The 15,297-nt window shown below is 55.0% G+C and carries 15 protein-coding genes; 3 read left to right on the forward strand and 12 right to left on the reverse strand.

Features of this window, described 5'->3' with window-relative positions:
• Positions 1-66 precede the first annotated feature (66 nt).
• Positions 67-813 carry an ABC transporter ATP-binding protein gene (locus NQZ67_RS05370; protein WP_257443487.1) on the forward strand — a complete coding sequence of 249 codons (747 nt, stop codon included), beginning with the start codon at positions 67-69 and terminating at the stop codon, positions 811-813.
• A complete protein-coding gene (locus tag NQZ67_RS05375; RefSeq protein ID WP_257443489.1) occupies positions 810-2,786 on the forward strand; it encodes an ABC transporter permease in 1,977 nt (658 codons plus the stop codon). Before NQZ67_RS05370 ends, NQZ67_RS05375 begins: the two co-directional genes overlap by 4 nt.
• Here NQZ67_RS05375 and NQZ67_RS05380 read toward each other — a convergent pair.
• From NQZ67_RS05380 to NQZ67_RS05395, 4 genes are all read right to left on the reverse strand, one after another.
• Complete coding sequence (locus tag NQZ67_RS05380; RefSeq protein ID WP_257443491.1) at positions 2,770-3,786, reverse strand: sensor histidine kinase; 1,017 nt, start codon at positions 3,784-3,786, stop codon at positions 2,770-2,772. The two genes, NQZ67_RS05375 and NQZ67_RS05380, sit on opposite strands and share 17 nt — an antisense overlap.
• Positions 3,783-4,457 (reverse strand): response regulator transcription factor, encoded by a 675-nt coding sequence (locus NQZ67_RS05385; RefSeq protein ID WP_257443492.1) that lies wholly within the window; start codon positions 4,455-4,457, stop codon positions 3,783-3,785. Before NQZ67_RS05385 ends, NQZ67_RS05380 begins: the two co-directional genes overlap by 4 nt.
• Positions 4,458-4,560: 103 nt before the next feature.
• A complete protein-coding gene (locus NQZ67_RS05390) occupies positions 4,561-5,043 on the reverse strand; it encodes a glutathione peroxidase (RefSeq protein ID WP_257443493.1) in 483 nt (160 codons plus the stop codon).
• Between the two features lie 163 nt (positions 5,044-5,206).
• Positions 5,207-5,665, reverse strand: coding sequence for a divergent PAP2 family protein (locus NQZ67_RS05395; RefSeq protein WP_257443494.1), 459 nt, complete (start codon positions 5,663-5,665; stop codon positions 5,207-5,209).
• Positions 5,666-5,810: 145 nt separating this feature from the next.
• Between NQZ67_RS05395 and NQZ67_RS05400 the strand changes: the two genes are divergently transcribed.
• Complete coding sequence (locus tag NQZ67_RS05400) at positions 5,811-6,248, forward strand: hypothetical protein (protein ID WP_257443495.1); 438 nt, start codon at positions 5,811-5,813, stop codon at positions 6,246-6,248.
• Positions 6,249-6,312: 64 nt separating this feature from the next.
• On the opposite strand, the gene NQZ67_RS05405 is transcribed toward NQZ67_RS05400, so the two are convergent.
• The 8 genes from NQZ67_RS05405 to NQZ67_RS05440 form a co-directional block, all read right to left on the reverse strand.
• On the reverse strand, positions 6,313-7,323 hold the full coding sequence (locus tag NQZ67_RS05405) for a siderophore ABC transporter substrate-binding protein (RefSeq protein ID WP_257443497.1): 1,011 nt from the start codon (positions 7,321-7,323) through the stop codon (positions 6,313-6,315).
• Positions 7,324-7,372: 49 nt separating this feature from the next.
• Positions 7,373-8,131: an iron ABC transporter ATP-binding protein gene (locus NQZ67_RS05410; RefSeq protein ID WP_257443498.1), complete on the reverse strand. Its 759-nt coding sequence runs from the start codon at positions 8,129-8,131 to the stop codon at positions 7,373-7,375.
• Entirely contained in the window at positions 8,128-9,069 is a 942-nt protein-coding gene (locus NQZ67_RS05415) for an iron chelate uptake ABC transporter family permease subunit (RefSeq protein WP_257443499.1), read from the reverse strand. Before NQZ67_RS05415 ends, NQZ67_RS05410 begins: the two co-directional genes overlap by 4 nt.
• Complete coding sequence (locus NQZ67_RS05420; RefSeq protein ID WP_257443501.1) at positions 9,059-10,012, reverse strand: ABC transporter permease; 954 nt, start codon at positions 10,010-10,012, stop codon at positions 9,059-9,061. Before NQZ67_RS05420 ends, NQZ67_RS05415 begins: the two co-directional genes overlap by 11 nt.
• A 306-nt stretch (positions 10,013-10,318) precedes the next feature.
• The gene (locus NQZ67_RS05425) at positions 10,319-11,329 is read right to left on the reverse strand and encodes an endo-1,4-beta-xylanase (RefSeq protein ID WP_257443503.1); all 1,011 of its coding nucleotides are present in this window, start codon (positions 11,327-11,329) and stop codon (positions 10,319-10,321) included.
• A gap of 141 nt (positions 11,330-11,470) precedes the next feature.
• Positions 11,471-12,394, reverse strand: a complete 924-nt coding sequence (locus NQZ67_RS05430; protein ID WP_257443505.1) for a carbohydrate ABC transporter permease — start codon at positions 12,392-12,394, stop codon at positions 11,471-11,473.
• 48 nt (positions 12,395-12,442) lie between these two features.
• The gene (locus NQZ67_RS05435; protein WP_257443507.1) at positions 12,443-13,417 is read right to left on the reverse strand and encodes an ABC transporter permease; all 975 of its coding nucleotides are present in this window, start codon (positions 13,415-13,417) and stop codon (positions 12,443-12,445) included.
• An 83-nt stretch (positions 13,418-13,500) separates the two neighbouring features.
• Entirely contained in the window at positions 13,501-15,198 is a 1,698-nt protein-coding gene (locus NQZ67_RS05440; RefSeq protein WP_257443509.1) for an extracellular solute-binding protein, read from the reverse strand.
• Positions 15,199-15,297 lie beyond the last annotated feature (99 nt).

Genomic DNA, 15,297 nt, shown 5'->3' on the forward strand with positions numbered 1-15,297 from the left:
ATCGGCAACTCGATGGATAGATGCGGCCCTGCGATATATAGTAAGGGAAAGAGAGGAGATATGGAGATGCAAACCATTATTCGAGCCAATCAAATTACGAAAAGCTATGGCAAAACGCAGGTGCTCAAAAACATAGACCTCACGATTACCTCAGGCGAGTTCACCGCGATCATGGGACCTTCGGGCTCCGGCAAATCGACGCTCATGAACGTGTTGTCCACCATCGACCGTCTATCCGGCGGCGAGGTATGGCTGGATGGACAGTCGCTGCTCGAGCTCTCCAAGAAGGAGCTCCGGCAATTCCGCCAGGAACGGATGGGCTTCATCTTCCAGGATTACAACCTGCTCGACACGCTGACCGTCAAAGAAAATATCGTGCTTCCCCTGTCCCTTCGAGGCGTGAAGTCGCGGGAAATCGAGGACCGTCTGAAGCCTCTCGTCCACGCGCTTCATATCGAATCGATCCTGGACCGCTACCCGACCGAAATATCCGGAGGCCAGAAGCAGCGTACGGCATCGGCGCGCGCGCTTATTACGAAGCCGGCGGTCGTCTTCGCGGACGAACCGACGGGAGCGCTCGATTCCCGCTCCGCGACGGAGCTGCTCGAAGAGCTTGCGGAGATGAACGCGGCATTCGGCTCCACTATTCTAATGGTCACGCATGATCCGTATGCCGCGAGCTACTGCAAGCGGGTCATCTTCCTCAAGGACGGGAGCATCGTCAATGAATTATATGCGGGCGATCAATCCCGCAAATCCTTCTTCGACCGGATTCTGGAGACGCAGAGCCTGCTGGGAGGGGCTTACCGATGAGCTTGTTCGAGCTTACGCTTCGGAACGTCCGCCGGAACTTCCGAATCTATACGATTTATTTGCTGTCGATGATAGCCGGCGTGGTCATTCACTTCACGTTCTCCTCGCTGATGTATAAGGACGACATATTATCCGTCATGCGCAACAGCGATAACTTTCGAACGGGCGTTACGATCGCTTCCGTCGCCATCTTCTTGTTCATCATCTTCTTCATCCTGTACGCCAATTCGTTCTTTATGAAGCAGCGCAAGAAGGAGATCGGGCTCTACCTGCTGCTCGGCATGAACGAACGTCAGGTTACCCGCATGCTGTTCTACGAAACGATCGCGCTCGGCGCGGTCTCGCTGGTCAGCGGCATTCTGCTGGGCGGTCTGATGTCCAAGTGGTTCGGCATGCTCCTGATGAAGCTGATGCAATACGATCAGACGGTATCGCTGTCCTTCCCGCCGCAAGCGATCGGCATGACGATCGCGGTGTTCGCCGCGCTTGCCGTCATCATAAGCGTTCAGAACGGGATCATGACGCGCCGCGTTCAGCTCGTCGAGCTGTTCCATGCCAAATCCGCGATGGAGAAGCCCCCGTGCGCTTCGGCCGCGCTCGCCCTGCTCGCCGTCCTGCTGCTGGCCGAAGCCTATTATTTGATCATCGCCGGCCGGGGCTCCTACATGTGGGAGCATCATGCCCAGCTTAGCCTTATTGCCGTCGCCGTCGGCATTATTGCGGGGACTTGGCTGTTCTTCCGCCAATTGACGGGCTGGATCCTGCTGCTTGTCAAGAAAAGTCCGCGCTATCTTGAAAGCAATCGGCTGCTCTGGACGTCGTCGCTTCGGTTCCGCTTGCGAAGCAATGCCATGAACCTCAGCTTTATCACCTTGTTCAGCGCGGCGCTGTTGCTGCTGACCTCCTTCGTCGCCATCAATTACAGCGTGCAGTTTACCGCTACGTCGCATAACCTGCCTAACGACATGGCGTACGCGTCGCTTGACGACGAGACGAATGCGCGGATCGATCAAGTGATCCGGGAATCGGAGAACCATCCGATTTCCTTCGAACGCACGCTCGAAGGATTGCGCGCGGAGCCGATTACGGATATGGAGACGGCGTTCCAGAACTCGGGCGACTTCAGTCCGGAGCCGCTGCTTGTATCGGAGAGCGCTTATCGCGAATTTCTGAAGCTGCGGGGGCATGAGGAGCCCGAGCCGCTAAGCGGCAACGAAGCGATCGCGCTGTCGATGGGCCGCGATTTCGACGAACGATATGAGATGAATGAAGCGCCTCGGTTCAGTATCCGGAGCGGGGACGCCTCGGCCGAGCTGTCGCTCGTGGAGCTGAAGGATTATTCGCTTCTCGGCTGGTGGAGCGATCCGGACGATTCGATGATCGCCAAGCCCGCCGTTCTGATCGTGGCGGATTTCTTGTATCAATCGCTGAAGCAGTCCGGCGCGTCCACGGATACGTACCGCATATACGGATTGGAGGATGCCGGCAACGCGGAGGAATTGTCCCGGCAGGTTCATGCAATCGTGAAGGAAGCGAGTCCGGATGCGTATTACTCTTCGTTTGCGGACGTCTACTCCAAGCAGATCGAAAGCTCGTCGCTGCTGCTGTTCTCCGGCGCCTTCCTTGCCGTCATCGCCCTGTTCGCGCTCGCCAGCGTGATCTACTTCAACCAGCTCCGCGAAGCGACCGAGGCCCGCCAGCAATACGGCATCCTTCGGAAGATCGGCGTGCAGCAGAAGCAAATCGTAGGCGTCATCCGCAAGCAGCTGATGTTCGTCTTCGCGCCGCCCCTTACGCTTGGCCTCGCGCACAGCTGGCTGATCATGGATTCGTATATGCTGGACGCGCTGCAGAACTATCCGACTTTGAACCGGATTGTATGGGGCACGATGCTCGTCTACTTCCTGATTTACTTCCTGCTCTATCTGTCGGCCGTGAACCTGTATGGCCGGATCGTTAACCGGAAGCCTTAGCGCTTCCGGTTAGCGCGTTCAGATAAGGATCGTGATGGACCGGGAAGTGAATCGTCATCACCGTATAGCTTCCCGCTTCCGATCGGCAAGTCAAATAGTGACCGAGCTTCCGGGACAGCTCCTGAGCCAGGAACAGCCCCATCCCCGTCGATTTCATATGCGCGCGCCCATTCGCTCCCGCAAATCCCCGGTTAAAGATGCGGGGCATGTCCGCGGCGTCGATGCCGATGCCGTTATCCTTGACGTGCAGCCGCTTCTCTCCGTCCGTTTCCTCCGCGGAAATGACGATCTCCCCGTCTTCTCCCGTGTACTTCAGGCTGTTCGCGAGCAGCTGGCTAAGAATGAATTCCAGCCATTTCGAATCGGTATGCACATGAACGTCCCCGATCTCTATCACCACTTTGATCCGTTTGAATATAAACGTCTTCGCGTGCTGCTTGACGACCTTCTTCACGATCGGTTCGAGCTCGCGGCTTCCGATATCGTAATCCTGATGGAAGCTGTCGAGCTTCGCGTAATAAAGCGCCTGATCGACGTAATGCTCGATGCGGGCTACCTCTTCCTCCACGCTTCTCGGATCCATATTCGTCTGCTGCATCAACCGTAGGACGGAGATCGGCGTCTTGATCTCGTGGAACCAGGAGACGATAAAGTCGTAATGGTCCCGCTGCTTGGCCTGCGCTTCGTTCATCGCCCGGATGTGCCCGATCTCTCTCCGCGCCATTTCCTGATGACAGGCTTCCGCCTCAAGCGACAACGGCTCCGAATCTTCATCGTCCATCTGGGCAATGGAACGTTCGGTTCGATAGTAGCGATAGGCCAGGAACAAGGCCGTCATCGCGAGCCATAGCAGGGAGCCGTAGAAGAATGTATCCGCGTGCCACTTCGTTCGAGGATCCGCGTAGAAGATGCCCATCGCAAGTAAATAGCTTGCAGCGCTCATGATCAAGTAAGGGCGCTCGTAGGCTAGAAAGCGAAGCCATCTGCTTCTCATTCTCATTCGACGATATACCCCATTCCCTTGCGCGTCGCGATAAAATCGTCTTGCCCCAGCTCCGCGAGCTTCCGCCGGAGCCGGTTGACGTTCACGGTCAGCGTATTGTCGTCGACGAACTGCTCGTCATGCCACAGCGCCTGCATCAACTCCTCGCGGGAGACGATCTTGCCCGCGCTTCGCATGAGCAGCTGCAGCATAATAAATTCGTTGCGGGACAATTCCGCAGCTTGTCCCCCCGCGGCTTCGACGGTGGAGTTCGCCGAATTGAACGTCAGGCCGCGGTGCGTCAGCTTATGTCCTTCGTCCTGATACGTATAATTTCGACGGATGACCGCGCTGATCTTCGCCACCAGAACCGACAGATCGAACGGCTTCTGCACGAAATCGTCGCCGCCCATGTTCATCGCCATGATGATATCCATGTTCTGATCGCGGGATGAGATGAAGAGGATCGGCACTTTGGATACCGCTCGTATTTGCTGGCACCAGTAATAGCCGTCGAATACCGGCAAATTCACATCCAACAGCACCAGATGCGGCCGACTTCTCTCGAAATCCGCAAGCACGCCGTGGAAATCCGTCGTTTCCACGACCTCGTATTGCCATTTGCGCAGCGTATCCGCCACGATCCCGCGGATTTTTTCGTCATCCTCCACCAGCATAATCGTGAACATGCCGTTTCCCCCCCGAATCCAGTTCTATTCCTTTTATTATATCATAGCAAAAAAAGAAGACTCCCCTTGTGGCGGTGAACCGCCGGGGAGTCTGCTCTATATACTACGATTCAAGAAGCTTCCGAATATGGCCTTCGATCTTCTCGGGCTCATCGGTAGAGCCGAACCGTTTCACGACGTTGCCCTCCCGGTCGACCAGAAACTTCGTAAAATTCCACTTGATCGACTTCGAGCCGAGCACGCCGCGCGCCTCGTTCGTCAAATGCTTGAACAGGGGATGAGCTTCGCTGCCGTTCACATTGATCTTGGCGTGCAGCGGGAAGTTCACGCCGAAATTCAGCTCGCACGCCTGCGCGATCTCGTCATTGCTCTCCTTCTCCTGATTGGCGAATTGCGAGCAAGGAAATCCGAGCACCGCGAAGCCTTGATCCTTGTATGCGTCATGCAGCTTCTGCAGTCCCTTGAACTGGGGCGCGAAGCCGCAGCCCGTCGCCGTATTGACGATCAGCATGACCTTTCCCTTATAGGGCGCGAGTGACTGCTCTTCCCCTCTAATGGTCTTGATCTCGTAATCGTATATCGACATGATGATACCTCCCGAATTAATTTCGATGATTTAATTAAATTGTATACAATTTAATTTCAGAAGTCAATGGCGCAATCCGATCCAATATAAAAAGACGCCGGCTTCTTCAATCGAAGCCGGCGCTGCATTTATTTTTAATTCGAGCTGGTACCAAAGAAAATCGTTATTTGGACTTCATGGCTCCAAGCAGTCCGATGAGCGCACCGAGCACCGCTCCCGCGGCCACTTCCCTTGGCTGATGGCCTAATGATTCCTTCAATCTTTCTTTGCGGCGCTTATGATAGATGCCGGGATGATGGCCGGCGAGCCGTTCCACGTCAGCGTCCAAATCATTGACTTGGATCGCGATCTCGCCCGCATGCCGCCGAATATTCATGGCGTCGTACATAACGATGATGCCCAGCATGGAGGCGATGGCGAATTCCGGCGTGCGAACGCCATGCTTGACCGCCGTGTAGGCGGCAAGAGCGGTAACGCCGCTGGAATGCGAGCTCGGCATTCCTCCGGAGCCAACGATTTTGCGTAAATCCCATTTGCCCGTCTTCGCATAGTGCCAAGGCAGCTTGAGCAGCTGAGCGGCTCCGACCGCGACAAGCGCCGTTCCCAATCCCCGGTTAGACATCTAATTACCTCCCGCATTAAAGTCGTCCCTTCAGTTTTCCCACTATGGAGGGCAATCATGCGATGATTCCTTTCATTCAACCTGCAACCTTTTGTTTCCATTGGTTGTTCTAATGATAACAGCAAAATTAAGGAGGCGAGGACCTGTGCCGCAAATGAGATGGCTCGGAATCATTATCCTTTGTTTTGCCATCGGACTTGCCGGCTGCAGCAGAGGCGGCGGCCCCTCCATCATAGCCGAAAAATCAGCGAGCGAAGGTCCCTTCGAGCTCATTGTCGAGGTCCAGCGTTTGGATGATCAGAGGCTTCAATTGATTCGCAAGCTCAAATTTTCCGGAGACCAAGATATTGAAATTTCGCATTCCGACCCGCTGATCTCGATCTCCTACTCGGCGGACGGCAATGCGGAAGCCCATCATTTCGACGACATCGGCTTAACTAGCGCACTGCAAAAGAAAGAAACGTTGACTTACGGGGAGCCCATCGTCGTCGAGCGGATCGAGGAGGCTAAGCATGTTTCCGCCTTCGCCTACTTTACTTATCTGGATACCCGCTACCATCTCTCCGTTGAAATCACCCTCTAATGAAGCCAACAGAAAAGCTGCTCCCAAGAGGATCCGAATTCCTCCGGGAGCAGCTTCGTTAGCCTTATTCCAAAGCGGCGCCGATTTCGGCCACCATCTCCGATACGGAGATCAGACCGCCGCCCGACAGATACCAGTACTGCGGATCGAGATACACGATATTGCCATCTTTGAACGCGTTCGTGTTTTTCACCAAGTCGTTCTCAATGGAATCCTTGGCCGTCGCGTTTCCGCCTACAACAGCGTTACGGTCCACGACGAACAAGTAATCCGGATTTTTCTCCGCTACGAATTCGAAGGATGCTTCGTTGCCGTGCGTGTCGACTTGGATGCTAGGGTCTACCGGCGTAATGCCGAGAACGTCGTGGATGATACCGAAGCGAGAGCCGGAGCCGAATGCGCTGATCTTGCCTTCGTTCGACAGGATGATCAGACCGTTGCTGCCTGCCCCCGTCGCTTTTTCGTTAACGGCTTTCACCGATGCTTCCACTTCTGCCAAAGCGGCTTCCGCTTCCGCTTGCTTGCCGAAAATTTCGGCCAGCGTGTTCACGTTTTTCTTAAACGATTCCATATAGTTCTTCGTGTCGACGCCCATGAAGATCGTCGGCGCGATTTCCGTCAGCGCGTCATAATGAGCGGATTGGCGTCCGGAAATAATGATAAGGTCCGGCTCGATGCCGTCGATCGTTTCGAAGTCCGGTTCTTGCAGCGTGCCGGCGTTCACGTATTTGGCGTCCTTATACTTCTCCAGGTAAGCAGGCACGTTACCTTGCGGAATCGATGCAACCTCTACGCCAAGCTTATCCAGCGTATCCAGGGAGCCGAAGTCGAATACGACGACTTTGCTTGGATTCGTTTTTACAGTCGTTTCACCCAATTCATGCTTCACGACGATTTCCGCAGGCGCTGCCGCTTCCGACGCTTCAGACGGAGACGGGGATGGAGAGCTCGACTCGGTTGCCGCCGCCCCGCTTGCATTATTACTTCCCGCGTTATTGCCGGAGTTTCCTCCGCAAGCCGCGAGCACCATGGCGAATACAAGAATGATTGCCGCTAAACTAAAAATCTTCTTCATTTTTTCTCCCACTCCCTTTAAGTATACTGAAGCCTTTGCAGCCTCTAAATTATTTGAAATAGACGCCGATGCGATTGCCGTTAATCAATTCGATCGGAATGTCCATGTCATAAATGTGTTGCAGCACGGCGCTGTCAATGATCGTCTCGGTCGGTCCTTCCTTGACGATCCTTCCGTCCTTCAGCGCCACAATATAATCGGAATAGCAGGAAGCGAAGTTGATGTCATGAATGACGATAATAATCGTCTTCCCAAGCTCCTCCGTCAGTCTGCGCAGCACCTTCATAATCTGAACCGAATGCTTCATGTCCAGATTGTTAAGCGGCTCGTCTAGAAGGATATAATCCGTGTTCTGGGCGATGACCATCGCGATGAACGCCCGCTGGTTCTGCCCCCCGCTCAACTGATCGAGAAATTTGTGCTGCAAATCGCTTAAGTCCATGTAGGCGATCGCCTCGTCGACCTTCGACCAATCCTCTTTGGTCAGCTTGCCCTGCGAATACGGGAATCGGCCGAAGCTGACAAGCTCCCGAACCGTGAGCCGAAGATTGACGTGGTTGGACTGCTTCAAGATCGATATCTTCTTGGCCAGCTCCGTGCTTTTCCATTGCGCGACGTCCCGCCCGTCGATCAGCACTTCGCCGCCGTCCTTCTGCAGCAGCCGGCTTATGATCGAGAGCAGCGTGCTCTTGCCCGCGCCGTTCGGCCCGATGAAGGAAGTGACGCAGCCTTCCCGGATCGTCAGAGACACGTTGTCGACGACCGGCTTGCCTCCGTATGCTTTGGATACCCCTTTGACCTCGATCATGCCTTACTCTCCCTCAGAAGCAAATATAAGAAATAGGCTCCGCCGATAAAGTTGATGATCACGCTCACCGTCGTCTCGAACGTGAACACCTGCTCCACGATCAGCTGACCGCCGACAAGCGCGATGATGCTGATCAGCATCGAGCCGGGAATCAAAATGCGGTGGCGGTACGTTCGCATGAACTGATACGCGAGATTGACGACGAGCAGGCCGAGGAACGCGATCGGACCTACCAGCGCCGTCGACACCGCGATCAGGATCGCGACGATGACTAGCAAGTTTTTGACGACGAAGTTGTAAGGAATGCCGAGATTAACGGCGTGCTCCTTCCCTAAGGACAAGACGTCCAAGTACTTCGAGAATCTCGACGCGTACAGCGCGACCCCCGCGATGACGATGACGGATAGCAGCAGCAGCTTCGTATTGACGTTGTTGAAGCTGGCGAACATCTTGCCCTGCACGATCAAGAAGTCGTTCGGATCGATCAGCACCTGCATGAACGTCGACATGCTCCCGAACATCGTGCCCATGACAAGCCCGACTAGCAGCAGGAAAAACAAATTGTTGCCTTCCCTCTTGAAGATCAACCTGTACAGCACGCCTACGAACAACAGCATGATACCGACCGTCAGGCCAAAATTGACATTCTGGTTCGTGCTCGGCAGACTGACGACGCCGAAGGCGAAGATGACGAACGTCTGGATCAGCATGTACAACGAATCGAGCCCGATGATGTTCGGCGTAAGAATCCGGTTGTTCGTCATGGTCTGGAAGATCAGCGTCGCATAGGCGATCGCTCCGCCGGTGAGCGCGATTGCAAGCACCTTCTTCAGCCTGCGCGGCAGCGCGTAATCCCAGTTATGGGGCAGGTCGACGAACAGGAAAGCGATTATGACGGCGGCGGCGAGGGCGGCCAGCAAAGTTAGTTTAAGCTTCATACGCTTTTCTCCTCATCAGCAGATACAGGAACACGACGCTCCCGATCACGCCGACGGTCAAGCCGATCGGCACCTCGTAGGGATAGATGATCACGCGTCCCAAGATGTCGCAGGCCAAGACGAACGCCGCCCCGAGCAGAGCCGTATGCACCAGGCTCTTCCGCAAGTTGTCGCCGACGTACAGCGTGACGATGTTCGGAATGATGAGCCCGAGGAACGGAATCGTTCCGATCGTCAGAATGACGACTACCGACACCAGCGCGACGATGACCAGCCCGATATTCACGACCAGCCTATGATTCAGCCCCAGGTTGACCGAGAACTCCTCGCCCATCCCCGCGATCGTAAACTTATTCGCGTACAGGTACGCGACGACCAGCAGCGGCAAGCTGACGTACAGCAGCTCGTAACGCCCCGACATGACGGAGGAGAAGCTGCCCTGCAGCCACGACGTGATGCTCTGGATCATGTCGTTCTTGTAGGCGAAGAACGTCGTCGCCGCGTTAATGACATTCCCGAACATGAGACCCACCAGCGGAATGAAGATCGTGTCCTTAAATTTCAGCCGGTCCATGAATTTCATGAAGACATAAGTGCCGGCCAGCGCAAAAGCGAACGCGATCAGCATCTTGTGCATCGTCGCCGCCGCTGGGAAGAGAAGCAGCGCTACCAATATGCCAAGCTTCGCCGAGTCGTCCGTACCCGCCGTTGTCGGCGATACGAATTTGTTCCTGCTGAGCTGCTGCATGATCAGACCCGCTATGCTCATGCCGACACCCGCGATCAGGATGCTGACAAGACGCGGGATCCGGCTGATGTTCATCACCTGCCACTGCTCCGTCGTCATGCTGAACAGATCCAGCGGGGATATATCCTTAACTCCGATGAACAACGAGGCGACCGACATGATCGCCAGCGCTGCTATAAGCATCCATAACTTCATTTCGCCGCTGTACCTCGCCTCATAGGATGTCATTATGTAACAAAGATAATCATTCTCATTAAAGACCCAAAAAAAAGGAGCTTTCGCTCAGTCTGGCTACCACCCGGGTAAGCCTGCCTTGCCCGTTCATTCTCACTGATAATGATTATCACAGGCACGTTTAATATTACCCTTGGCATCCTATTACGTCAACTACATTATTTGGGAATTAATTGACAAAATATTGTCTGTCCGCATGACAACGGCCTCCGCCGGAGCGCTCTTCCGAATTCGCGCTCTGGCAAAGGCCGTGATGATCATGTTCTCCTAGAACTCCGTAATTCGATAGAATGAAGCTTTCGGACGATGCGCCGCGTCGAAGACGAGCGGCCAGTTCCGCCGGCCCCGCACCGGGAAATCGTGAAGCCAGGTGTAGTCGTCCGCCGCGCCCCAGAACGTAACGGAATCGATGGCGTCCCGGTATTCGCGGAAGAGCGCGAACACCGCTTCGTAACGCTCGGCTTGAAGCTCCAGCATCTCCGCCGTCGGCTCGGTCAGATCGGTTCGCCGGTCGTCGTGCGCGAATACAGACAGATCAAGCTCCGTCACGTGAAGACGCAGATCAAGCGCGGCATAGCTTTCGATGGCTTGGCGGATGTCATCCATTGACGGACCGTACAAGCTCCAATGCCCCTGCATGCCCATGCCGTGTAGCGGAACGTCCTGCTCCTTCAGAGACCGCAGCAAACGAACGATTTTGTCCCGCTTCACCGGATCGCATTCGTTATAATCGTTGTAGAATAGCTGCGCGTCCGGATCCGCCGCGTGCGCGTATGCGAATGCTTTGGCGATGAAGCCTTCGCCCGCGATATCCAGCCACTTCGACCGGCGCAGCCACTCCTCCGCCTTGTCCTCGATGACCTCGTTGACGACGTCCCAGCAGTAAACCTGGCCGCGGTAACGTCCCGCAACGGCGTTGATATGCTCTTCCATCCGCTTCAGCAGCTCTTCTTGGCCGATGGCCTGGCCCGCTTCATTCTGGAATACCCATTCCGGCGCCTGGTTATGCCAGACCAACGTGTGGCCGCGCATTCTCATCCCGTTCTCGGAAGCGAACCGCGCGATGCTGTCGGCTGTCTCGAACGTGTACACGCCAGGCTCCGGATGGAGGCGCTCGAACTTCATGTCGTTCTCCGCCGTCAGGCTGTTATAATGCGTCTTCAGCAGGTCGCCGCTTGTCGCCAGCGTCCTCGCGTTGACGGCTGCCCCGATATCGAACATGCCGCGATACGCTTCCGCCAACGGCGTTATAGATTTACTTCCCGATTGATCGTTCATCGTAATCCCTCCCTAATAATTCGTTCTTCCGCGCTCACGAAAAAAGAAGAACATGCGCGGCCGGCTCCACCGAACCCGGCCGGCCGCTCATGTTCTCTTTTCGTTTGTTTGAGTGCCTTCCAAGCCGCTAATTGCTGGCGCTTAACCCTTCACGCCGCCGACCGTCATACCTTTGACGAAATATTTCTGCAGGAACGGATACACGATAATGATCGGCACGCTCGCCACGATCGTCATCGTCGCGCGGATGGAAGCCGGAGTAACGGCCGTGACGCCGCCTTGCGCGCCGGCGAACGCGTCCGCCGCGGATTGCGAGCTGTTCGACGTATTGGTCGTCTGCAATATTTTCATCAGCTCATATTGCAGAGTGCTCAGGTCGATGTTCGAAGAGTTGTACAAGAATACGTCGAACCAGGAGTTCCACTGGCCCACCGCCACGAATAGGGAGACGGTCGCCAGCGCCGGAACGGTCAGAGGCAAGACCACACGAATAAAGGTTATGAACTCTCCCGCGCCGTCGATCCGAGCCGATTCCAATATCCCCTCCGGCAGCCCTTCGATGAACGACCGGATGACGATCATGTTGAATACGCCGATAAGACCCGGAATGATGTACACCTCGAACGTATTCAGCATGCCGAGATCACGGATCAGCAGGTAGTTCGGAATCAATCCGCCGCTGAAATACATCGTCATAATAAAGGCGATCGTTACGAATTTCTTTAAGACAAACTCCTGACGGCTGACCGTGTAGGCCAGCATGGCCGTGCAGAATACCGAGACGATCGTGCCGATGACCGCGCGGGCACCCGAGATGAACATGGAGTGGAAGATCGTCGCTTCGCCGAATACGTATTCGTAGTTTTCCCAAGTGAGCATGCGCGGCAAGACGTGAATGCCGCCTCTCACCGCGTCGTTCGCGTCGTTGAGCGATACCGCCAGCATATTGAGGAACGGATACAACGTGACCACGACAAGGCACAGCATGAAGATGATGTTCAGCGTATCGAAGATCCGGTCCTGCAAGCTGTTGTACCGGCTGCGGGCAGCGCTGCTTTTGCTCATCGTTTGTTTCCTCCTATCGTTGCGCTTGCGTCAGCATGCTGCGCTCGCTTAATACAATCGTGCTTCGCCCATTTTCTTGGCGATCGTGTTGGCCGAGACGAGGAACACGAAGCTGACGACCGTTTTGAACATGCCCGCGGCCGTCGCGAGGGAGAAGTTGCTCTGTTCCATCCCCCACTTGAGCACGAATATTTCAAGGTTATCGGAGTAGTCGGCCGTCATGCCGTTGCCCAGCAAGTACTGCGGCTCGAAGCCCGCCTCCAGGATATGCCCTAAATTCATGATTAACAGGATGACGATTACCGGCTTGAGACCGGGAAGGGTGATGCTCCAGATGCGCTGGAAGCGGTTCGCCCCGTCGATTTCGGCCGCTTCGTATTGCGAAGGGTCGATCGTCGACATCGCCGCCAAATAGATGATGGTATTCCAGCCTACGTCTTTCCATACCTCGGTTATCCCGAGAATGCCCCAGAAGTATTCGCCTTTGCCTAGCCATAGCACGGGCCCGTCGATGAGACCCAGCTTCATGAAGAGAACGTTGATGATTCCTTCGCTCGACAGCACGGTCGTTACGATGCTGGCCGCCACGACCCAGGAGATGAAGTGCGGCAGGTAGCTGATCGTCTGAACGACCCGTTTGAAAATAATGTTCCGCAGCTCGTTAAGCAGAATGGCCAGCGTAATCGCCGTCACGAAGCCTAAGACGAGCTTGATGGAGCTCATAACGAACGTATTGCGTAGTATCCGGTAGAAGGATTCATCGGAAAACAAGATTTTGAATTGGTCGAAGCCTACCCACTTCTGCTCGGAGAACGATTTATGCGGCTTGAAATTTTGGAAGGCGGTCAGCCATCCCCACAGCGGCACGTATTTGAAGACGAACAGCCATAGCAGGAAGGGAACGGACATCAAGACAAGCACCTTCTGCTGCACGAGCCTCTTCAAAAACAATTGGAGGCCGGACGTCTGGGCTGTCACTGCCCCCCGCGACGTTTGAATAACGGGTTCTGTATGTTTCTCCACTACGGTTTCTCCTTTCCGCTATCCAATATGGATGGGGAGAGGGCCGGAATACGACATCTCCGGCCCTCCCGATTGATGCTTGATTACCACTTGCCGGCGATGCGGTCTTGAACCTTCTGCGTCATGGTCGCCTCATATGTTGCTTTGTCCAGCTTATTGAATTCACCCATATATTCGTTCCAGAGAGCATCGAAGGAGCTTGGCGATTCCAGGATCATCTTCGGCAAATATTTTTTCTGAAGATCGTCGGACTTCTGCGAGAAGATCTGCTCCGGCGTGCCTTGGCCCAGATTGATGGACCAAGCCGGGTACCAAGGACGATCGTCCGGATCCGAGAAGTAGTCGCTGAACGTTGTGGCGCCGAAAGCTTCGAGCAGCGTTTTGTCGCCTTCCGTGAAGCCTGCCGCCGCTACCTCCGGCTGGTTGCCTACGCCGTAGGAGTTGCCGTCGGTCAACAAAGAGTTGCTGCCGTAACGCGGCCAGCCATACTCGAAGTATTGGAAGCCGTAGCTCAGCTTAAAGTTCGTATCGTCGCGGTTTTTCTGCTGTTCTTCGTTCAGGAAGTATCGGCCGTTCTCGTCAACGCTGTACGTGACGTCCTTCTCGCCCCATTGCACGAGAATTTGGTTTTCTTCTTGCAGGAGGTTATCGATGTACTTGATCAGGCGAACCGGATCCTTGGCATCGACGGAAATGCCTACGCCTCGGTTGTTGACGAATGCCGGCGGATCGACGTATTGGTCTTTGATGTCGGCGCTGTACACGATCGGCAGCGGAGCGTAACGCTTCTCGTCGATGTCAGCGGCCTTCAGGTTGTTCGTCGCTTCGCCGATTTGCCAGTTGTACGCGAAGTAGCCTAGCAGACGGCCGGAAGTGACCTTCGCCATGAATTGGTCTTTGTTCATGACGAACGACTCGGCGTCGAACAAGCCTTCGGCGTTGATCTCGCTCAGCTTCTTGATCCATGGCTTCTGGATGTTATCCGTGCCCGCCACGACCTTCGCTTCATGCGTCTCCAGGTCGATGGTCACGCCGCCGTCGTTCGGGAAGCCGGCCAGGTGCATCGCCGCGTTCTGCACGTTGTAGAACGTGTCGGCCGGCGCGAATACCGCGAAGCCGATCGTATCTTTGCCGTCTACTTGCGGATATTTCGCTTTGTACTGACGGATAAGATCGAAGTACTCGTCCAGCGTCTTCAGCTGCGGATACCCGAACTCCTTCAGAACGGAACGCTGCATCCAGAACGCGCCTTGGCTGATGTTCGGGTCGCCGATGTAGCCTTGGTTCGCGGAGTAAGGAAGAATGTACATCTTGCCGTCGGTGTGACGGAATTTATCGAAATAAGGTCCGTATACGCGCTTAATGTTCGGGCCGTGCTCCTCGATCAGCTCGTCGAGCGGTATGAACGCTTCCGCATCCATCAGCTTGTCGATTTGATCTTCAGGCGCGATCAGGTCCGGATAATCGCCGGAGGCGATCATGACGCCCGCTTTCGTGTCGGCTTCGCCGACGAGATATTCCAGTTTGAAATCCACGCCTGTCTGTTCTTGAAGCTTCTTGCCGATCGTGGTTTCGCTTGCCATGACATCCTTGCCTCTGGACTGGAAGTTGTAATACGTGAACGTAACCGGTTCCGTGGATACCGCTTCCTCCGAAGACGCCGGAGCGTCCGAAGCCGGCGCGCCGCTATTTTTGCTGTTGTTGCCGCCGCTACATCCGGCGAGCGCCGATGAAGCCAGGAATAACGACATCGCGATGGTGATAAGCTTTTTATTACCCATGATCTGTTTGGCCCCCTTAACTCTTATGCGCTTGTTGTAAGCACTTTCAGTATAAATCGAAAGCGCTTTCGGCTTGTACCCATCAATCTAAAGCTAATC

Origin of the sequence: Paenibacillus soyae (genome assembly GCF_024623455.1) — a bacterium.
GTDB classification, from domain to species: Bacteria; Bacillota; Bacilli; order Paenibacillales; family Paenibacillaceae; genus Pristimantibacillus; species Pristimantibacillus soyae.